The organism is Litoreibacter ascidiaceicola, assembly GCF_900129235.1.
In the GTDB taxonomy this organism is placed as follows: Bacteria; Pseudomonadota; Alphaproteobacteria; order Rhodobacterales; family Rhodobacteraceae; genus Litoreibacter; species Litoreibacter ascidiaceicola.
Window position 1 is genome coordinate 259,689 of the sequence record NZ_FQUV01000005.1, and the last position, 15,613, is coordinate 275,301.

At 58.3% G+C, this 15,613-nt stretch carries 13 protein-coding genes; 5 read left to right on the forward strand and 8 right to left on the reverse strand.

The features are described 5' to 3' along the window. Positions 1 to 9: 9 nt before the first annotated feature. Positions 10 to 1,083 carry a cytochrome-c peroxidase gene (locus BUB72_RS12280; protein WP_073144158.1) on the reverse strand — a complete coding sequence of 358 codons (1,074 nt, stop codon included), beginning with the start codon at positions 1,081 to 1,083 and terminating at the stop codon, positions 10 to 12. Between the two features lie 269 nt (positions 1,084 to 1,352). After that, positions 1,353 to 3,506, reverse strand: a complete 2,154-nt coding sequence (locus BUB72_RS12285) for a hybrid sensor histidine kinase/response regulator (RefSeq protein WP_175549157.1) — start codon at positions 3,504 to 3,506, stop codon at positions 1,353 to 1,355. A gap of 147 nt (positions 3,507 to 3,653) precedes the next feature. On the opposite strand from BUB72_RS12285, the gene BUB72_RS12290 reads away from it, so the two are divergent. Next, positions 3,654 to 4,391, forward strand: coding sequence for a response regulator (locus BUB72_RS12290; protein WP_073144162.1), 738 nt, complete (start codon positions 3,654 to 3,656; stop codon positions 4,389 to 4,391). A gap of 358 nt (positions 4,392 to 4,749) precedes the next feature. Here the strand turns inward: BUB72_RS12290 and BUB72_RS12295 are convergent, their stop codons facing one another. From BUB72_RS12295 to dapE, 4 genes are all read right to left on the reverse strand, one after another. After that, positions 4,750 to 6,105, reverse strand: a complete 1,356-nt coding sequence (locus tag BUB72_RS12295; RefSeq protein ID WP_073144164.1) for a lytic murein transglycosylase — start codon at positions 6,103 to 6,105, stop codon at positions 4,750 to 4,752. 64 nt (positions 6,106 to 6,169) lie between these two features. Then, entirely contained in the window at positions 6,170 to 8,413 is a 2,244-nt protein-coding gene (gene rnr, locus BUB72_RS12300; RefSeq protein ID WP_073144166.1) for a ribonuclease R, read from the reverse strand. 31 nt (positions 8,414 to 8,444) lie between these two features. Further along, positions 8,445 to 9,044, reverse strand: coding sequence for a TIGR04282 family arsenosugar biosynthesis glycosyltransferase (locus BUB72_RS12305; protein WP_073144169.1), 600 nt, complete (start codon positions 9,042 to 9,044; stop codon positions 8,445 to 8,447). Next, entirely contained in the window at positions 9,037 to 10,185 is a 1,149-nt protein-coding gene (dapE, locus tag BUB72_RS12310; RefSeq protein WP_073144171.1) for a succinyl-diaminopimelate desuccinylase, read from the reverse strand. The genes BUB72_RS12305 and dapE overlap by 8 nt, the downstream gene beginning before the upstream one ends. A gap of 297 nt (positions 10,186 to 10,482) precedes the next feature. Between dapE and BUB72_RS12315 the strand changes: the two genes are divergently transcribed. Then, entirely contained in the window at positions 10,483 to 12,063 is a 1,581-nt protein-coding gene (locus tag BUB72_RS12315) for a Hint domain-containing protein (protein ID WP_073144173.1), read from the forward strand. A 135-nt stretch (positions 12,064 to 12,198) separates the two neighbouring features. Then, complete coding sequence (locus BUB72_RS12320; protein ID WP_073144175.1) at positions 12,199 to 12,846, forward strand: Hint domain-containing protein; 648 nt, start codon at positions 12,199 to 12,201, stop codon at positions 12,844 to 12,846. Here BUB72_RS12320 and BUB72_RS12325 read toward each other — a convergent pair. Together BUB72_RS12325 and dapD are read right to left on the reverse strand one after the other, a co-directional pair. Then, positions 12,843 to 13,217 (reverse strand): hypothetical protein, encoded by a 375-nt coding sequence (locus BUB72_RS12325; RefSeq protein ID WP_425435168.1) that lies wholly within the window; start codon positions 13,215 to 13,217, stop codon positions 12,843 to 12,845. The genes BUB72_RS12320 and BUB72_RS12325 overlap by 4 nt on opposite strands. Then, the gene (dapD, locus tag BUB72_RS12330; protein WP_073144177.1) at positions 13,217 to 14,044 is read right to left on the reverse strand and encodes a 2,3,4,5-tetrahydropyridine-2,6-dicarboxylate N-succinyltransferase; all 828 of its coding nucleotides are present in this window, start codon (positions 14,042 to 14,044) and stop codon (positions 13,217 to 13,219) included. The genes BUB72_RS12325 and dapD overlap by 1 nt, the downstream gene beginning before the upstream one ends. A gap of 88 nt (positions 14,045 to 14,132) precedes the next feature. On the opposite strand from dapD, the gene BUB72_RS12335 reads away from it, so the two are divergent. Next, positions 14,133 to 14,936, forward strand: a complete 804-nt coding sequence (locus BUB72_RS12335) for an LOG family protein (protein WP_073144179.1) — start codon at positions 14,133 to 14,135, stop codon at positions 14,934 to 14,936. Positions 14,937 to 15,061: 125 nt separating this feature from the next. Beyond that, positions 15,062 to 15,586, forward strand: coding sequence for a hypothetical protein (locus BUB72_RS18850; RefSeq protein ID WP_175549158.1), 525 nt, complete (start codon positions 15,062 to 15,064; stop codon positions 15,584 to 15,586). Positions 15,587 to 15,613 lie beyond the last annotated feature (27 nt).

Consider the following 15,613-nt stretch of genomic DNA (forward strand, 5'->3'; position numbering starts at 1 on the left):
CCTGCCTCCTTAGTTTTTGGCGTTGTTCCAGTCTTCAATTGGCACGTAGTCGTAATCATCCTCGCGCCAGACATATTCATCGGTGTCGAAGCTCTCGCCCGACATTGCTTCGAGATAGGCAACCAGATCGGCCTTCTCGCTGGGCACCAGTCCCAAGGGCTTCAGGCGCGCGTCTTTCAGCGGGTCGTTCCCGCCACCAGCGTCGTAAAAGTCCACGACTTCCTCGAGCGTCTCGAACGCACCGTTGTGCATGTAAGGCGCGGTCCACACCAACTCGCGCAATGTCGGCGTCAGGAAGCTGCGTTTGGTGTCATCTTTGTGCGTGCGGATATAGGCCCCAAGATCTTCACGCAGGTTCATGTAGTTCTCGACTCCCATGAACTTGGCGTAGGTCACAAAAGCCGAGTGCCGCTCAGGGCTGGCCCAGATATCGGGATTGTCCGGCACACCGGTGTTGTGCGGCTTGTCATCAGTGTAGCGCGCACCAGCATGGCACGAGGAACAACTGCCTTTGCCTTCGAAGATACCTTTGCCGCGCTCTGCCGCTGAACTCAGAGTGCCCGTGTCGACCGCTGCACCGCGCGATACGATTGTTTTCATGAAATCCATCAAGGCGTTACGAGCGCCACCATTTCCGGGCTCTGACATGCCAGCCGCAGCGAACATTTCCACATAGATTGGGTCCTGCTTTAAACGCTCCTGCATGATACGCATGTCCATGTTCATCAGGTAGGTTTCAGTAATCATCTCACGCGCGACATCGTTCAGGTTTGTCCCCAGACGTCCATCATGCAACCAAGCGTCGCGATAACCTACATTGGCCAACGTCGGAGCATTTCTGAAATGCCCGGCCCCGGTATATGCTTGGCTCAAAGCCTCGCCATCTGTGAACGCCTTGTCCGGCTGGTGGCAGCTTGAGCAGCTGAGCGTGGTATCCCCCGAAAGGCGCGTGTCGTAGAACAGGCGTTTGCCCAGTTCGGCACGCGCAGCATTCACATCCATTGGAGGGATAGGAACCACGTCCTGTGCGATTGCAGCCGTACCGGCTAGCAGTGAGCAAATCAAAGTGAGTTTTTTTAGCATGAATGCCTCCCCTTGGGTCATTCCAGCAGGCTTTGATCAATTCGGCTGTTTCGACTGATCAAACCTATTGTAAGCGATCGCACTTGCACGCGGTCGCCGTGAGAATATTCAGCAGGCGGACAGTTGCATCAAATGACACAGGGACTCAGCCTGACCACAGCCTAGGCGAACCGCTGCTCCCAATTGTTGCGGGCAGCATGGTCTTATGTGACTTCTTATGACGAAATGCGACGGCCTGAGCCGCGCTAGGCTTCTCAGGCCGGACTTACCTAGGAGGCGGCGTCAATCATTGCCCGAATGCTGCGCGCCAGTTTTGCTGGATCCACCGGCTTGTTCATTAAATCGACGGCAGGCCCGGCAATCTCTAACCCTGACGGATTATATCCAGTGCAGATTATCACCGGAATATCTGGGCGCAGTTCGCGCACCGCATTCACCAACTCCTCGCCGCTCATCTGTGGCATGACCATGTCGGAGATAAGCAAATCAGGGCGTTGAGGTTCTGCGCGAATATGCTCAAGCGCAGTTAGCGGTGATGTAAACGCCTCGACTTGATAGCCGAGGCGCAGTAACACCCGACGGAATGTCGCCGCGACTTCTGCCTGATCATCCACCACAACGATGCGCTCCCGGCCACGTGGGATATCCGTGTTTTCAAGTTTAGGTTGGGAGGTGTCGCTTTCCGTGCCCGGCAAGTAAATGGTAAATTTTGCCCCCTGCTTTGGCTTGCTCGTGACATCGATTGTCCCGTCCAACTCTTCAATCAGCCCGAATACCACCGCGAGGCCAAGCCCAGAGCCTTTGCCCAAGGGCTTTGTCGTGAAAAACGGATCAAACAGGTGCTGCAGCGTTTCGGTGCTCATTCCGGGACCATTGTCGGCAACTTCAAACAGAATCCACCCGCCTGGTCGGGAGGCCAGCCCTTCTGGCAAATCATCGTACAAGGTTCGAGCCAAGACTCGAATTTCACCCAACGACCCGCCAATAGCTTCAATCGAATTGCGGCATAAGTTCATAACGATTTGATGCAGGTGTGTTTCATCACCAAGCACAATCAGCTTATCTTCAACTGCTGTGCAGTCCAGTGTGATCGTCGGAGGCATTGAAGCATTCAAGAGCCTAGATACTTCGTCAATGATTGCGCCAAAATCTGTCGGCTTTCGAAGTCCTGGTTCTCGGCGCGCGAATGTCAGCAGTCCGCGTACAAGGCTCTGAGCGCGTCGCGCCGCAATATCGATCTGCTCGATCTCGACCGCAATTTCACTTCGTTCCGGCGCATCCAGTGCAGCCAGATGCGCCGCACCTACTATGGTTGTTAAGACATTATTAAAGTCGTGCGCAATCCCGCCTGCCAAGAGCCCAACGGCCTCGAGTTTCTGAGCCCGTGCGACCTGCTCGCGGGCTTGCCTTTTCTCGGTCACGTCTTCGCCGATGCCAATGTAGTTCTGAACTGTGCCATCTGCGGCGACGAGTGGAAGGATTTTGGTCTCAGCCCAATAACTACCCCCATCCTTACTCCGGTTGCGAAAAACACCCCGCCAGTCGAGCCCTTTTGCCAAACGCTTACGGATAATTTCGTATTCGGCTGGGGGCGTGTCACCAGATTGCAAGAACTGAGGCGTCTGGCCAATGACCTCGTCGCGTGACCATCCAGTTAGCTTCTCGAATTGACGATTGGCATAAATGATCCGAGCATCAGTATCGGTCATAAAGATTGTAGCGGGGCTTTGTTCTACCGCGCGTGCCAGCCGCTCATTGGACTGTTGTAACGCGCGCCGCTTCTTCAATTCGTCAGACAATTGAGACAATGCGCCTCGCATATCCCGCAGCAGAAGGATCAATAGATAGCCAATCAACAGCGACGACATAACAAGTCCCGCTATGGACGCAAAGCCAATCCAGATTAGCGTTTGCCCGCGACTAACCGCACTCAGCATCCGTTCCGCACTGACTTGTCGATTAGCAGTCCAAAGGCGTTCCAGTTCTGCAAGCGCCTGGATCGCGGCAGCGTCATCTATTCTGACAGCATCGTCAGTTCGCGCGACATCCCACTGCTCTTCTGCGGCCTGAACAGCAAGTGGTAGGATAGCGCTGTATTGTTTAATCGTTCTCCGAACCATGCCGATCGCGTTGCGCTCATCCGGGTCGACTGTGGCTTCCAAATATTCGGCCGTCGTCGTCATGAACTGGTCAATCTGCTCTCTTGTGCGATCCAAGTACACTTCTTCGCGGCGCAGCACATAGTTTTTGAAATTGTGAATAATTCCGCCATATCCCAGATGCCCGCGAATGGAACTGATCCAGACGCCTTTGCGACCAACGCCATCTGAATAATCAGACCAACTGGCTTCGACTTCACGAAACTGGGCCCTCGTTTGCAGGCCAAGATATATTCCAAGCGAGACAGTCAGAAGCAATAGCATCACTGACGCGAGACGAATTCGTTGGCTCCGCGACAAGGTGTTTTTGTTCACAGCCTCAGGCATAGAAATCGACCTCACTTAGGAGTCGGTTGTAAACGCCTCCGGAATTCGCAAGATAGCAACAAGTAAAAAAATGGGAAGAAGTGGATGTGCAACCGCGTTCTAGTTGTCGATGATGACGGTCAGTTGACCGCCTTCTTGAAGAGGTTTCTGGACAAGCAGGGGTTCAAAACCGACATTGCCGCAACTGGACGTGACGCGCGTCATTTGCTGAAGTCGGACACATATGCGTTGGTAGTACTTGATTTAAATCTGCCAGATGCAGACGGTTTGGAAATAGCCGGTGAAATCCGACACGAGTCCCAGACACCCGTCATAATGCTAACCGCGCGCGACGAAGTTTATGACCGAATTGTCGGCCTGGAGATCGGCGCGGACGACTACGTCACCAAACCATATGAACCACGAGAACTGCTGGCGCGGATCAGGTCAGTATTAAGACGGTCCACGTCTAATGAGCCGAACAACGAACCAATAGAAGCGCAAACGATACGCTTCATGGGACTGGAACTTAGCCTTTCTCAACGCACACTAATCAATGCGTCAGATAACCACGCCATCCCACTGACCAACACAGAGTTTACGCTGCTCCATGCATTAGTTCAGCATGCGAATAAAGTGCTTTCGCGTGCGGCAATCATGGATACGCTGTATGGAAACAGCGTCACAGTAACTGACCGGGCGATCGATGCCCATGTCACTAGGCTGCGGCGAAAGATTGATATCAATGATGGTAGTGCGTCGTTAATCCGCGCAGTGCATGGAAAAGGATATGTATTTGCAGCCGAGCTCGAATTGGTAAACTTTGCCCGCGAAGAGCAGTAGTCCTGCATCGCTGACTCTTACATTAACCTCCGCGTATGTCTGCTCCGCGCCCGTCGCGCATGTTGTGGCCTCAGACTGGCAGCGCACCGCCCCAAACGCATCACACATTTCGGCCCAGCCCAAAGTATGCTCGCAACCGCTCGGGCATCCCGTGCGTCAAAGCCACACACTTCCTTAACCATCCTTACCGACCGCCCCGTTAACCCCGCCCCAGCCACACATGTTGCCCGACGCAAAGCCGACAGGGTGCAGACGGTTTGCAGACCGCCGAAACCCCAGCATTTACTGGCGTTAACCTTCCGATTCGCGGACAAGGTGTTGCTGGCGGCCTGTCAGCGTCCGCGGCATTAACTTCCGCCTACCGCAACCGCTTTAAGATATCCAAGCTCGCATACCCGTCCGGCACCAACCCGACAGACCGCTGGAACCCCCGCACCGCCTCGATTGTCAGCGGCCCGATCTTGCCGTCGATTTTCTTGGTGTCGAAGCCCTTGGCGGTCAGCAGCCGCTGCATCTCTTTGCGCTCTGCAAACTTCAAGGCACGGTCGCCGCGCGGCCACCCCGAGCGGATCGCCGGTTTACCCTTCAACCGGTCCGACAAATGCCCGACCCCGATCACATAGGCATCCGCGGTGTTGTAGCGCTCGATGACCGAGAAATTCTTGAAGATCATAAACGCCGCCCCCTTTGCCCCCGCAGGCAACAGGATCGACGCCTGCCCATGGTTGGTGACGTTCTGGCCATTCAACCCCTTGATCCCCAAAGCCCCCCATTCTGCAGGCGATTTCAGTATCTTGCGGTTCGCCAGCGCGTAGTCGAACCCTTGAGGCAAGGTGACCTCCACCCCCCAAGGCTGGCCCTTCACCCAACCGAACTTCGCCAGATAATTAGCCGTCGACGCCAGCGCATCCGTCGGGTCATCCCCCCAAATGTCGCGCTTGCCGTCGCCGGTGAAATCCACCGCGTAGTCCAGATAAGATGTCGGGATAAACTGTGTATGCCCCATCGCACCGGCCCATGAGCCGGTCATACTGCGCGGGGCGACGTCACCGGATTGCAGGATTTTCAGACCCGCAATCAACTGCTGCTCGAAAAACGCGCCGCGCCGCGCGTCAAATGCCAAGGTCGCAAGCGAGCCCACCAGATCCTTTGAGCCGCGGAACGTACCATAGGCGCTCTCCAGCCCCCACACGGCAGCCACAACCTCCTTGTCGACACCATAACGCGCCTCGATCCGGTCCAGCGTGCTGCGATGCTTGGCCACCGCCGCCTTGCCATTGGCAATCCGCACGTCGCTGGCCGCACTATCGAGATAGTCCCAAAGCGTCTTGGTAAATTCGGACTGGTTGCGATCGCGCTTGATCACATCCGCATCATAGCGGACACCCTGAAACGCCTGATCAAAGGTCGCCCCGGAAATGCCATTGGCAAGCGCGCGCGGGCGGAACCCTTTGATCCATGCCTGAAACCGCGCATTGGATGCGACTAAATCAACCGGAGCAGGCTCTGCGGGGGCCGCCTCGCGCACAACGCCGCGCAAACGCGGGCGCAAGGACCGCTCCACCGCCAAGCGCGAGCTCGTAGGCGGAATGACCAGCGCCGCCTGCACCGCTGGCACGTCAAAGGCAGGCCGCAATATCGGGCGCTTCGACCCCTCGGCCAAGGCGCCCTGCGCCATGCAGATTGCGACTGTTATCGCAGTAAGAATTCTCATTTTGGACACCTGCTCGTGTTCTCGATTTGGAAACAGTCTACCCAGAATCACGGCCCGAGGAAAGCTAACCCCGCTTGCGCGACAGCTTCTTCTTCAGCTTGGCACCTTTGGCCTTGTATTTGCCGGTCTTGCGCCCTTTTGGCGGACCACCACGACCGCGCCCACCCGTTTGCGGTAGCGCTTTTCCGTCCAGCTCCAGCAATTCCAGCACCAATCCGCCGGTGATCGGCGTGGCCTCCGCCAAACGCACCAGAACCCGTGCGCCTAGTCCAATCACCACGCCGGATTTTTCGCCCCGCAAGGTCTGCGCGTCGCGGTCATAGGCGAAGTATTCGCGCCCCAACGTGCCAATCGGGATCAACCCGTCTGCGCCAGACCCGTCCAGCTTCACGAACATCCCGAATTTGGCGATCCCGCTGACGCGGCCCTCCATCTCGGTCCCCACACGATCCGCCAGATAGGCGGCCAGATAGCGGTCGGTGGTGTCACGTTCCGCCACCATAGAGCGCCGCTCGGTCATCGAGATATGCTCGCCTGTCGATTTCAGATCGTCATCGACCAGCCCGTCATTGCCAAAATTATGCGCCGAGATCAGCGCACGGTGTACAATCAAATCCGCATAGCGCCGGATGGGCGAGGTGAAATGCGCGTAATCCTTCAAGGCCAGCCCGAAATGCCCGAAATTCTGCGGCCCGTAATAGGCTTGCGTCATCGAACGCAAGGCAGAGATGTTGATCAACTCCGCCTGATCCGTCCCCTCAGCCTGTGCCAGAAGCTGGTTCAGATGCCGCGTTTGCAGCACCTGCCCCTTGGCCAGCGTCAGCCCGCTGGCCTGCACAATCTCGCGCAAGGCATCCAGTTTTTCGGGGCTGGGTTCCTCATGAACACGGTACAGCAGCGGCGTGTTGCGCGCTTTCAGTTCCTCGGCGGCGCAGACATTTGCCAACACCATGAATTCCTCGATCAGCTTGTGGGCATCCAGACGGTCCCTGAACGCGACCGAGATCACCTTGCCGTCGTCATCCATCGCAATGCGCCGCTCCGGCAAGTCCAACTCCAAAGGTTGCCGCCGCACCCGCGCGGATTTCAACGCCTCATAGGCGGCAAACAGCGGCGCGATCACGCTCTCCATCAACGGCGCAACCTTGTCATTCGGCGTGCCATCCTGCCCCGCCTGAACCTCTTCGTAATTCAACGACGCAGGGGAGCGCATCAGCCCGCGCGTGAACCGGTGCGCCAACTTGTTGCCTTGCGAATCCAGCACCATGCGCACGGCCATACACGGGCGTTCAACCCCCTCATGTAACGAACACAAATCGCCCGACAGCGCCTCCGGCAGCATCGGCACCACACGGTCGGGGAAATAGGTGGAATTGCCCCGTTTGCGCGCCTCGACATCCAGCTTCGAGCCGGGCGTCACATAATACGCCACATCCGCAATCGCGACCCAAACCACATGCCCGCCCTTGTTCTTCGGGTCGTCGTCGGCGTGGGCGTAACACGCATCGTCATGGTCCCGCGCATCGCTGGGGTCGATGGTAACCAACGGCAGTTTGCGCAAATCCTCGCGCTTGCCCAGCCTCACTGGCTTGGCCGCTTCGGCCTCCGCAATCACGTCGTCAGGGAATTCATCCGGTATCCCATGCTGGTGAATGGCGATCAGCGACACCGCACGCGGCCCCGCAGGGTCGCCCAGCCGCGCCACGATCCGCGCCTGCGGCAACCCCATCCGCGACTTCGGCCCCGTCTGCTCCGCCTCGACCAACTCGCCGTCTAGTGCGCCGGACACGGCACCCGGCGGCACCCGCCATTCCTTGTCGTCACCCTTGTCGATGGGCGTCACCCGCCCGCCTTCCGCGCCTTTGCGGTAGATGCCCAAAATCTTCGCCGGTCCCGTGCCGATGCGCCGGATCAGACGCGCCTCGTAGGCATGATCCTCGCCCGACACCTTGGTCAGGCGGCACAATACGCGGTCGCCTTCGGCCAAAGCCGGATCGCCGTCCTTGGCGATGAACAGAACACGCGGCGGGGTATCATCCACCTCCACCGGCTCCAGAAACAAATCGCCATCCGTATCCACTCCAATAACACGACACACCGAAACAGGCGGCAACGCCCCGTCCTCGCGGTAGGTCTTGCGCCGCTTCTCCAGATGCCCCTCGTTCTGCAATTCCTTGAGCATCCGCTTCAGATCAATCCGCGCGGCGCCCTTGATGCCAAAGGCGCGTGCGATGTCGCGCTTGTTGGTCTTGGTCGGGTTGTCCTCGATAAAGGACAGGATGTCGGCTTTGGTGGGAAGATTTTTCATGGGTACCGCCTAGCATGCCCCACGCGGGACGTCATTGCTTCATCTTGGTATAAATATTCACAGCACCAAGGTCCGCCACAGTATCGACGTCCCTAAGAGTATCAACATAAGCCACCCGCGCCCCGTGCAGCGACGCAACACTGTCGGCCAGCGCATATTCCGTCGACCAGCGCACGTCGTCAAAAAGCCCCGCATGGCGGCGCATCCGCTTGAGGCCAACCAACCAATAGCCGCCATCAGGCGCAGGGCCGAACACGGCCTCCGCCGATCCCAATGCCGCGAACGCGCGTGCCACATGCGCCCGTGTCACGCCCGGAATATCCGCGCCGATCAAGCAAACCGGCCCCGCTGGCATGGCATCCATTGCTGCGCCCATCCGGTCGCCCAAGTCCCCGCGACCCTGTGCAAACCTCGGCAAATCCCCAGGCCAAACCCTGGACACCAGCCCTTCTACATCCGGCGACACCGCCAGCGCCAAGTCCCATCGCGGATCGCGCAACCGCCGTAACAGCGCGCCCGTCTGATGGCGAAACCACCATGCCGCCCCGACCATGCCCAGATCCCGCCCCAGCCGCGTCTTCACGCGGCCCGGATGCGGCTCCTTGACCATGACGACGAGGGATTTACGCAAAGTAGTCCTGCAAAATGCGGGTGTAGATACCTTTAAGCTGGCGCACCTGTTCCACACTCACCCGCTCATCCACTTGATGCATCGTCTTGCCCACAAGCCCGAACTCTACCACGGGGCAATGATCTTTCACGAACCGCGCATCCGACGTCCCGCCAGAGGTGGACATCTCCGGCACCACACCCGTCTCCGCCTCGACGCTTTTGGCGACCATCGCCGACAATTCCCCCGGCGGGGTCAGGAAGCTTTCGCCCGACACTTGGGTTCTCATCTCGACCACAGCCCCACTCTCGGCGGCGATCTTATCCGCCTCCGCCCGCAGCCACGCGATCAGGCCGTCTGACGTATGGTCGTCATTGAAGCGGATATTCACCGTCGCGCGGCAGTCCGCCGGAATGACGTTGTTGGCGGTGTTCCCCGTATCAATCGTCGTCACCGCCAAGGTGGACGCGTCAAAATGATCCGTCCCCTCGTCCAGCACATGAGACGCCAGCCGGTCCATCAGCCGCGCCATCACCGGCACGGGGTTCAACGCGCGGTGCGGGTAGGCCGAATGCCCCTGCATACCCTTCACGGTGAAATAGGCGGTCATTGAGCCGCGACGCCCGATCTTCATCATCTCGCCCATCTTGTCGGGGCAGGTCGGTTCGCCCACCAAACAGACGCTCATCGCCTCGCCCTGCGACTTCATCCAGTCCAAGAGCGCCACGGTGCCGTCCACCGCGTCCCCTTCCTCATCGCCGGTAATCGCCAGAATCACGGCGCCGTCGGGTGGCGTCTCACGCACAAAATCCACCGCTGCGGCAGCAAAAGCAGCCACACCGGACTTCATATCGGTCGCGCCGCGCCCGTATAAATACCCGTCTTTGATCTCCGCCCCGAACGGGTCCATCGTCCAAGCGGCCTCGTCCCCCAAAGGCACCACATCCGTGTGTCCGTTGAAGCCAAAGCTGCGTCCGTGGCCCTTGTCACCCCAGCGCGCATAGAGGTTCGAAACTCCACCCCGGTCGACCCGCGTGCAGTCAAATCCGGCCTCTGTCAGCAGCGTTTCTAAGGCCACCAAGGCGCCCCCTTCGACAGGCGTCACCGATGCACAGCGCACTAAAGCTGCCGTTAGGTCAACAGGATCAACAGGTTGGGTCATATCGCTCTCCGCTCATTCTCCACCCCTTCTAGCCCGCCCCGTAGGTGCGGCGCAATCGCAACAGGCAGGCTGAAACTAAGGCAAAATCTTGGGGAAATTGGGCCGATCCCAAGAAAATCCTTCCCCGAAAGCAAAACCGTACGTTAACAAGATATTAATAATATTTAGCCCGAGGCAGGGTATGCGGTTCGCAATAGAACCGTTCGAGCGTTAGATTACCGAGTTCCAGCTTACGCGGAAAGAATCGTTTTCTTTCTCCGGTTTACGCTCGCCTGCCCTCTGGGGACGGAGGCAGTAATGGTTGCAGCATCGGAAATTCCGATCAATGAAGGCGCGTCTGCAGTGCAGATGGCCAACGAGATTTTCGGCAACGGCGCAACCGTGGTCGACGCATCTTATTCCGGTTGGTCACAGTCGTCCGGCATCTATTCCAACGGTGACAGCGTGTCCCCCGGGGCGACGCCCAGCGATACCGGCGTGATCCTGTCCACAGGGCGGGCCAGCCACTTCACCAACTCGCGCGGGCAGGCCAACCAGGATACCAACACCTCCACAAATACGTCGGGTGCAAGCAATGATGCGCAATTCAACGCACTTGCGGGCACCAACACCTATGACGCGTCGATCCTTACTGTGGATTTCATCCCTGATGGCGATACGCTGTCATTGCAGTTCGTCTATTCCTCAGAAGAATATCCGGAATACGTGAACTCCATCTACAACGACCTTGTTGGCGTCTGGGTCAATGGGGCGCCGGTGTCACTGGCGGTGGGCGACGGGGTGTCCGACATCGGCAACATCCACGCCACCAACAACCAGAACCTGTATAACGACAACACGACCGACGACTACAACACCGAAATGGACGGCTTCACCGTCACCCTTACGCTGACGCTGAACGTCAACCCGGGCGTGGTGAACTCCATCCGCATCGGCATCGCCGACGTGGCCGATAGCAACTACGACAGTAACCTGCTCATCGCGGGCGGCTCGATTCAAAGCGACGTGCTGGCCTATGACGATGCGTTTGACGTGGTCCAGAACGGCACCCCGACGCTCGACGTGCTGGGCAACGATGTGGAGCATCTGGGCGGCACACTTACCATCACCCATATCAACGGGCAGGCCGTGACGACCGGCAGCACCGTCACGCTGGCAACCGGCGCGCAGGTCACGTTGAACGCGGATGGGACATTCGGCTATGTGAACGATGCCGATATCGAAGATATCAGCTTTACCTATACGGTCGAGAACAGCTCCGGCGTGTCGGACGTCGCGTTCGTGACGGTCAACACCATCCCCTGCTTTGTTGCCGGAACCTTGGTGGAAACACCCTCCGGTGCGCGCGCGGTCGAAACTCTGGTCCCTGGCGATCTGGTCATCACCAAAGACGAGGGCGCGCAGCCCGTGCGCTGGATCGGGTCGCGCGCGGTGGACGCCACTGGAACGCTGGCCCCCATCCGCATCGAGGCCGGAGCCTTCGGCGATCACGACGCCTTGTCGGTCTCTCCGCAGCACCGCATTCTGATCAGTGACGAGATGGCCGAAATCCTGTTTGGCGAGAAAGAGGTACTGGTCGCCGCAAAGGATCTGGTCAACGATCAGACCGTGCGCCGCGACACGTCACACGCGCAGGTCACTTACGTTCATATCCTCTTCGACACCCATCAGGTGGTCTATTCGGAACGCTTGGCCACCGAAAGCTTCCTACCCGGGCCGCAGTCGCTCCAAAGCTTTGACCATGACGTCATAAACGAAATCTGCACCATTTTCCCCGAGATTGATCCCATGACCGGAACTGGATATGGGGCAGCAGCGCGCACCGCGCTAAAGGGATACGAGGCGCAGCTGCTGCTGTCGCAAGGCTATGCTGCGTAGCATTACCCCCAAATATGGCAACAATGCCTTGGTTATTCCTCGGAATGATCACGGCCTTTTCACGCTTTTGGCGCGGATGACCGATATCCAACATACATCCAAAGACCTGTTTGGTCGTGTGTGGGGTATTAGGTAATGAGACAAATCGCGTTAAAAATATACGGGCACGAAGCCATACTGGGCCGTGAAGAGCTGTTGGAAACAGTTGCATTACGCGCCAACGGTCGTGTTGCCAACGATATGGGCCTCAAGCCCGCGTCCTCAAACATCAACGATTTGCCAGAAGCCCCCGCGAATACCGGCATGATGGCCGATACACGTATCGCAACGCCCGCAGGGCCTCGCCGCATCGACGAATTGTCTGCCGGCGATACCGTGCTGGACGCGCAGGGCCGTGAAGCCAAAATCCGCCACGTTCTGAAAACCGACGCGCCGCGCAACTCGTTCCTGATGCGCGCGCCCTATTTCGGGTTGGACCACGATGTGGTTCTCGCCCCCGATCAAAAGATCGTCGTTACATCCGATATCGCTGAATACCTGTTTGGCGAGGAAACGGTGATCATGCCGGTTTGGGCATTGGCCGATGGTCGCAAGGTCGGCCATTATGAAACCCGCTCGACCGACCGGATGTATCAGCTACAGCTCGACACACCCGAGCCGATGGCCATTGGCCGTTGCGCGGTATCCGCCTTGTATAAGGACGGGGCAACGCAAGGACGCGTGCTCAGCGACGAAGAAGCCCGCTGCTTCGCAACCGAGCACCGCGTCGGCTTCCAGAACTAGGCGTCACCTTCGTAAAACGCGGTGGTTTGCGCCACAACGACAGAGTTCTCGTCAAGCGCCCGTTGCATCAGCACGCGCTCTTCTTCCTCAATGTCATGCCCTTCCGCCAACCGGTCATCGAGCGAGCCGTAGCCCGTGACATCCAGCGGGGCCAACCCCGCCTGCTTCATCAGCGCCACGGTTTCGCGCACCGCTTCCGCCTCGTCCACACCACTGGCGTAGCACATCAGCGCGGCACCTGACGCCGCATCCGGCAGCCCGTCTTCCTCCTTCCGGCCAACTTCGACCAGAAGGGTGAACACTTTATGCTGCTTCTTTGGTTTATCCTTAACCATCAGCGACTCATGCGCCTCCGTCCAAAGCTCTGCCATTAGTCACGCAGCAGCTCGTTGATGCCAGTCTTGGACCGCGTGCGCGCATCCACACGCTTCACGATAACGGCGCAATACAGGTTCACGCCGTTTTTCGACGGCATGGAGCCCGCGACAACCACGGAATACGGCGGCACTTCGCCATACATCACTTCGCCAGTTTCGCGGTCCACGATCTTGGTCGACTGGCCAATAAACACGCCCATCCCCAGAACCGCGCCTTCGCGCACGATGCAGCCCTCAACCACTTCGGACCGCGCGCCGATAAAGCAGTTGTCCTCGATGATCGTCGGGCCGGCTTGCATCGGCTCCAACACGCCGCCAATGCCAACGCCGCCGGACAAATGCACATTTTTGCCGATCTGCGCGCAGGACCCGACGGTCGCCCATGTGTCGACCATAGTGCCCTCGTCGACATACGCGCCAAGGTTCACAAAGGACGGCATCAGCACCACGCCCGGCGCAATGAACGCCGACTTGCGCACGATACAGTTCGGCACAGCGCGGAACCCTGCGGCTTTCCACTGGTTGTCGCCCCAGCCTTTGAACTTGGAATCAACCTTGTCCCACCAGCCCGCACCCTGCGGGCCACCGTCTTGCTGTTCCATATCCTTGATGCGGAAGCCCAGCAGCACGGCCTTTTTGGCCCACTGGTTCACATGCCAAGACCCGTCGTCCTGCTTCTCGGCAACCCGCAACTTACCGCTATCCAACGCGTTCAGCGTGTCTTCAATGGCGTCACGTGTTTCACCCGTGGTCGATGGCGTGATGGTGTCGCGGGCCTCCCATGCGGCCTCGATAGCAGTCTCTAGCTGAGCGTTGGACATGGTAGGGTTCCTTGAATCGTGTCTGGTTTCAAAACTTGAACGCCTATAGACCGAAACGACGCATCCGCGCAATGAAGAGGCAGACATTATGAAAGACGACCACCGCAGGCACCCTATGCGCCACTCCCGTCAGGACATGGAGGAGGTCAAACAGATCCCCGACACCCCGCAGACGCGGTCCCCTGCCTACCAACTGGCCTTTACCGACAATGACTTCATGTGCCGCGAAGAATTGCGCCCCGTGCGCTTGCAGCTGGAATTGCTGAAGCCGCAACTGATGATGGACGAGGCCGGAATTGTCTCGACCGTCGTTCTGTTCGGCGGCGCGCGCATCCCCGAGCCTGCCAAGAAAGATACCGCCCGCACCGAAACGCTGGCCGAGCTGTCGAAATACTATGAAGAGGCCCGCAAATTCGCGCACCTGATGACCGAACGCTCCGACGGCAATCACAACGTGATCTGCACCGGCGGCGGCCCCGGTGTCATGGAGGCCGGCAGCCGCGGCGCGCTGGAGGCAGGCGGGCGCTCCGTCGGCCTCAACATCGTTCTACCCCACGAGCAGGCCCCGAACGAATACGTCACGCCGGAGCTGTGCTTCAACTTCCACTACTTCGCCATCCGCAAGATGCACTTCCTGATGCGCGCCTGCGCGATCACCGTGTTCCCCGGCGGCTTCGGCACTTTGGATGAAACCTTCGAGGCGCTGACCCTGATCCAGACCGGCCGGATGAACCGCGTGCCTTTCGTGCTGTTCGGCGAGGCGTTCTGGCGCAAGATCATAAACTGGGAGGCACTACTGGATGCAGGCACTATCGGCGCCGACGACCTTGAGCTGTTCCACTTCGTCGAAACCGCCGAGGAAGCCATCGCCGTCATCGATGCGCACAAGTAGCGCGGGGGTCACCCCGCCAGTGCCTGAGAGATGATCCGGCAGATAAGCGCGTCTAAGAAGGGCCGCTATGCGGACGAAGCAGGCTTTGATGACAACGTGCTGAGACTCGTTCTACACTGCAATCCATGCAATCCGGTCTTGAGTCTCAAATACAGCATTTTGATGGTATTGCCGTTTCCGTATTGTCGGAGGCGCGAGTTGCCTGCAGAAGTGCGAGCGGTTATTTTGAAGACCTAGTATCATTGTGTTTTGATCCTAGACCGCTTGTTTCAGTTGGAGCCACTTGGATACTCAAGGCCGAGTTCGAAGAAGGTGCAAAACTGGCACCTGACCTGGTTGATCTCGTTGTCAATTCATTGGAGCGCCTTCAATCTTGGCAAGCAAAACTTCATATTTGTCAATCAGTTGAGGGCTTTCAATTTACGGCAACTCAAGCTGATCAGTTCATACAGTGGGTTACACGTCTTTCTGACCACCCCCGCCCATTTCTGAGAGCATGGAGTCTGAATGCGAGAGTGATGCTTGGGATCAGGTACGCCAAGCTCAGACCTGCAGTCATACTTGACCTTGAGGCAGCAGATGCAGATGGAGCCGCTTCGGTTCGCGCAAGGGCGCGTAAACTGCGAAATCTACTCTCTAAGCAGGCTTGAATTACATCAATTTTAATCATTTGGAGT

Bases quoted from the DNA above. Each gene is read 5' to 3' on its own strand.
- dapD (WP_073144177.1), bottom strand. From the start codon at position 14,044: ATGTCCAACGCTCAGCTAGAGACTGCTATCGAGGCCGCATGGGAGGCC.
- BUB72_RS12285 (WP_175549157.1), bottom strand. From the start codon at position 3,506: ATGCTATTGCTTCTGACTGTCTCGCTTGGAATATATCTTGGCCTGCAA.
- BUB72_RS12320 (WP_073144175.1), top strand. From the start codon at position 12,199: ATGAGACAAATCGCGTTAAAAATATACGGGCACGAAGCCATACTGGGC.
- BUB72_RS12325 (WP_425435168.1), bottom strand. From the start codon at position 13,217: ATGGCAGAGCTTTGGACGGAGGCGCATGAGTCGCTGATGGTTAAGGAT.
- BUB72_RS12290 (WP_073144162.1), top strand. From the start codon at position 3,654: ATGTGCAACCGCGTTCTAGTTGTCGATGATGACGGTCAGTTGACCGCC.
- BUB72_RS12295 (WP_073144164.1), bottom strand. From the start codon at position 6,105: ATGAGAATTCTTACTGCGATAACAGTCGCAATCTGCATGGCGCAGGGC.
- BUB72_RS12315 (WP_073144173.1), top strand. From the start codon at position 10,483: ATGGTTGCAGCATCGGAAATTCCGATCAATGAAGGCGCGTCTGCAGTG.
- rnr (WP_073144166.1), bottom strand. From the start codon at position 8,413: ATGAAAAATCTTCCCACCAAAGCCGACATCCTGTCCTTTATCGAGGAC.
- dapE (WP_073144171.1), bottom strand. From the start codon at position 10,185: ATGACCCAACCTGTTGATCCTGTTGACCTAACGGCAGCTTTAGTGCGC.
- BUB72_RS12280 (WP_073144158.1), bottom strand. From the start codon at position 1,083: ATGCTAAAAAAACTCACTTTGATTTGCTCACTGCTAGCCGGTACGGCT.
- BUB72_RS12335 (WP_073144179.1), top strand. From the start codon at position 14,133: ATGAAAGACGACCACCGCAGGCACCCTATGCGCCACTCCCGTCAGGAC.
- BUB72_RS18850 (WP_175549158.1), top strand. From the start codon at position 15,062: ATGCAATCCGGTCTTGAGTCTCAAATACAGCATTTTGATGGTATTGCC.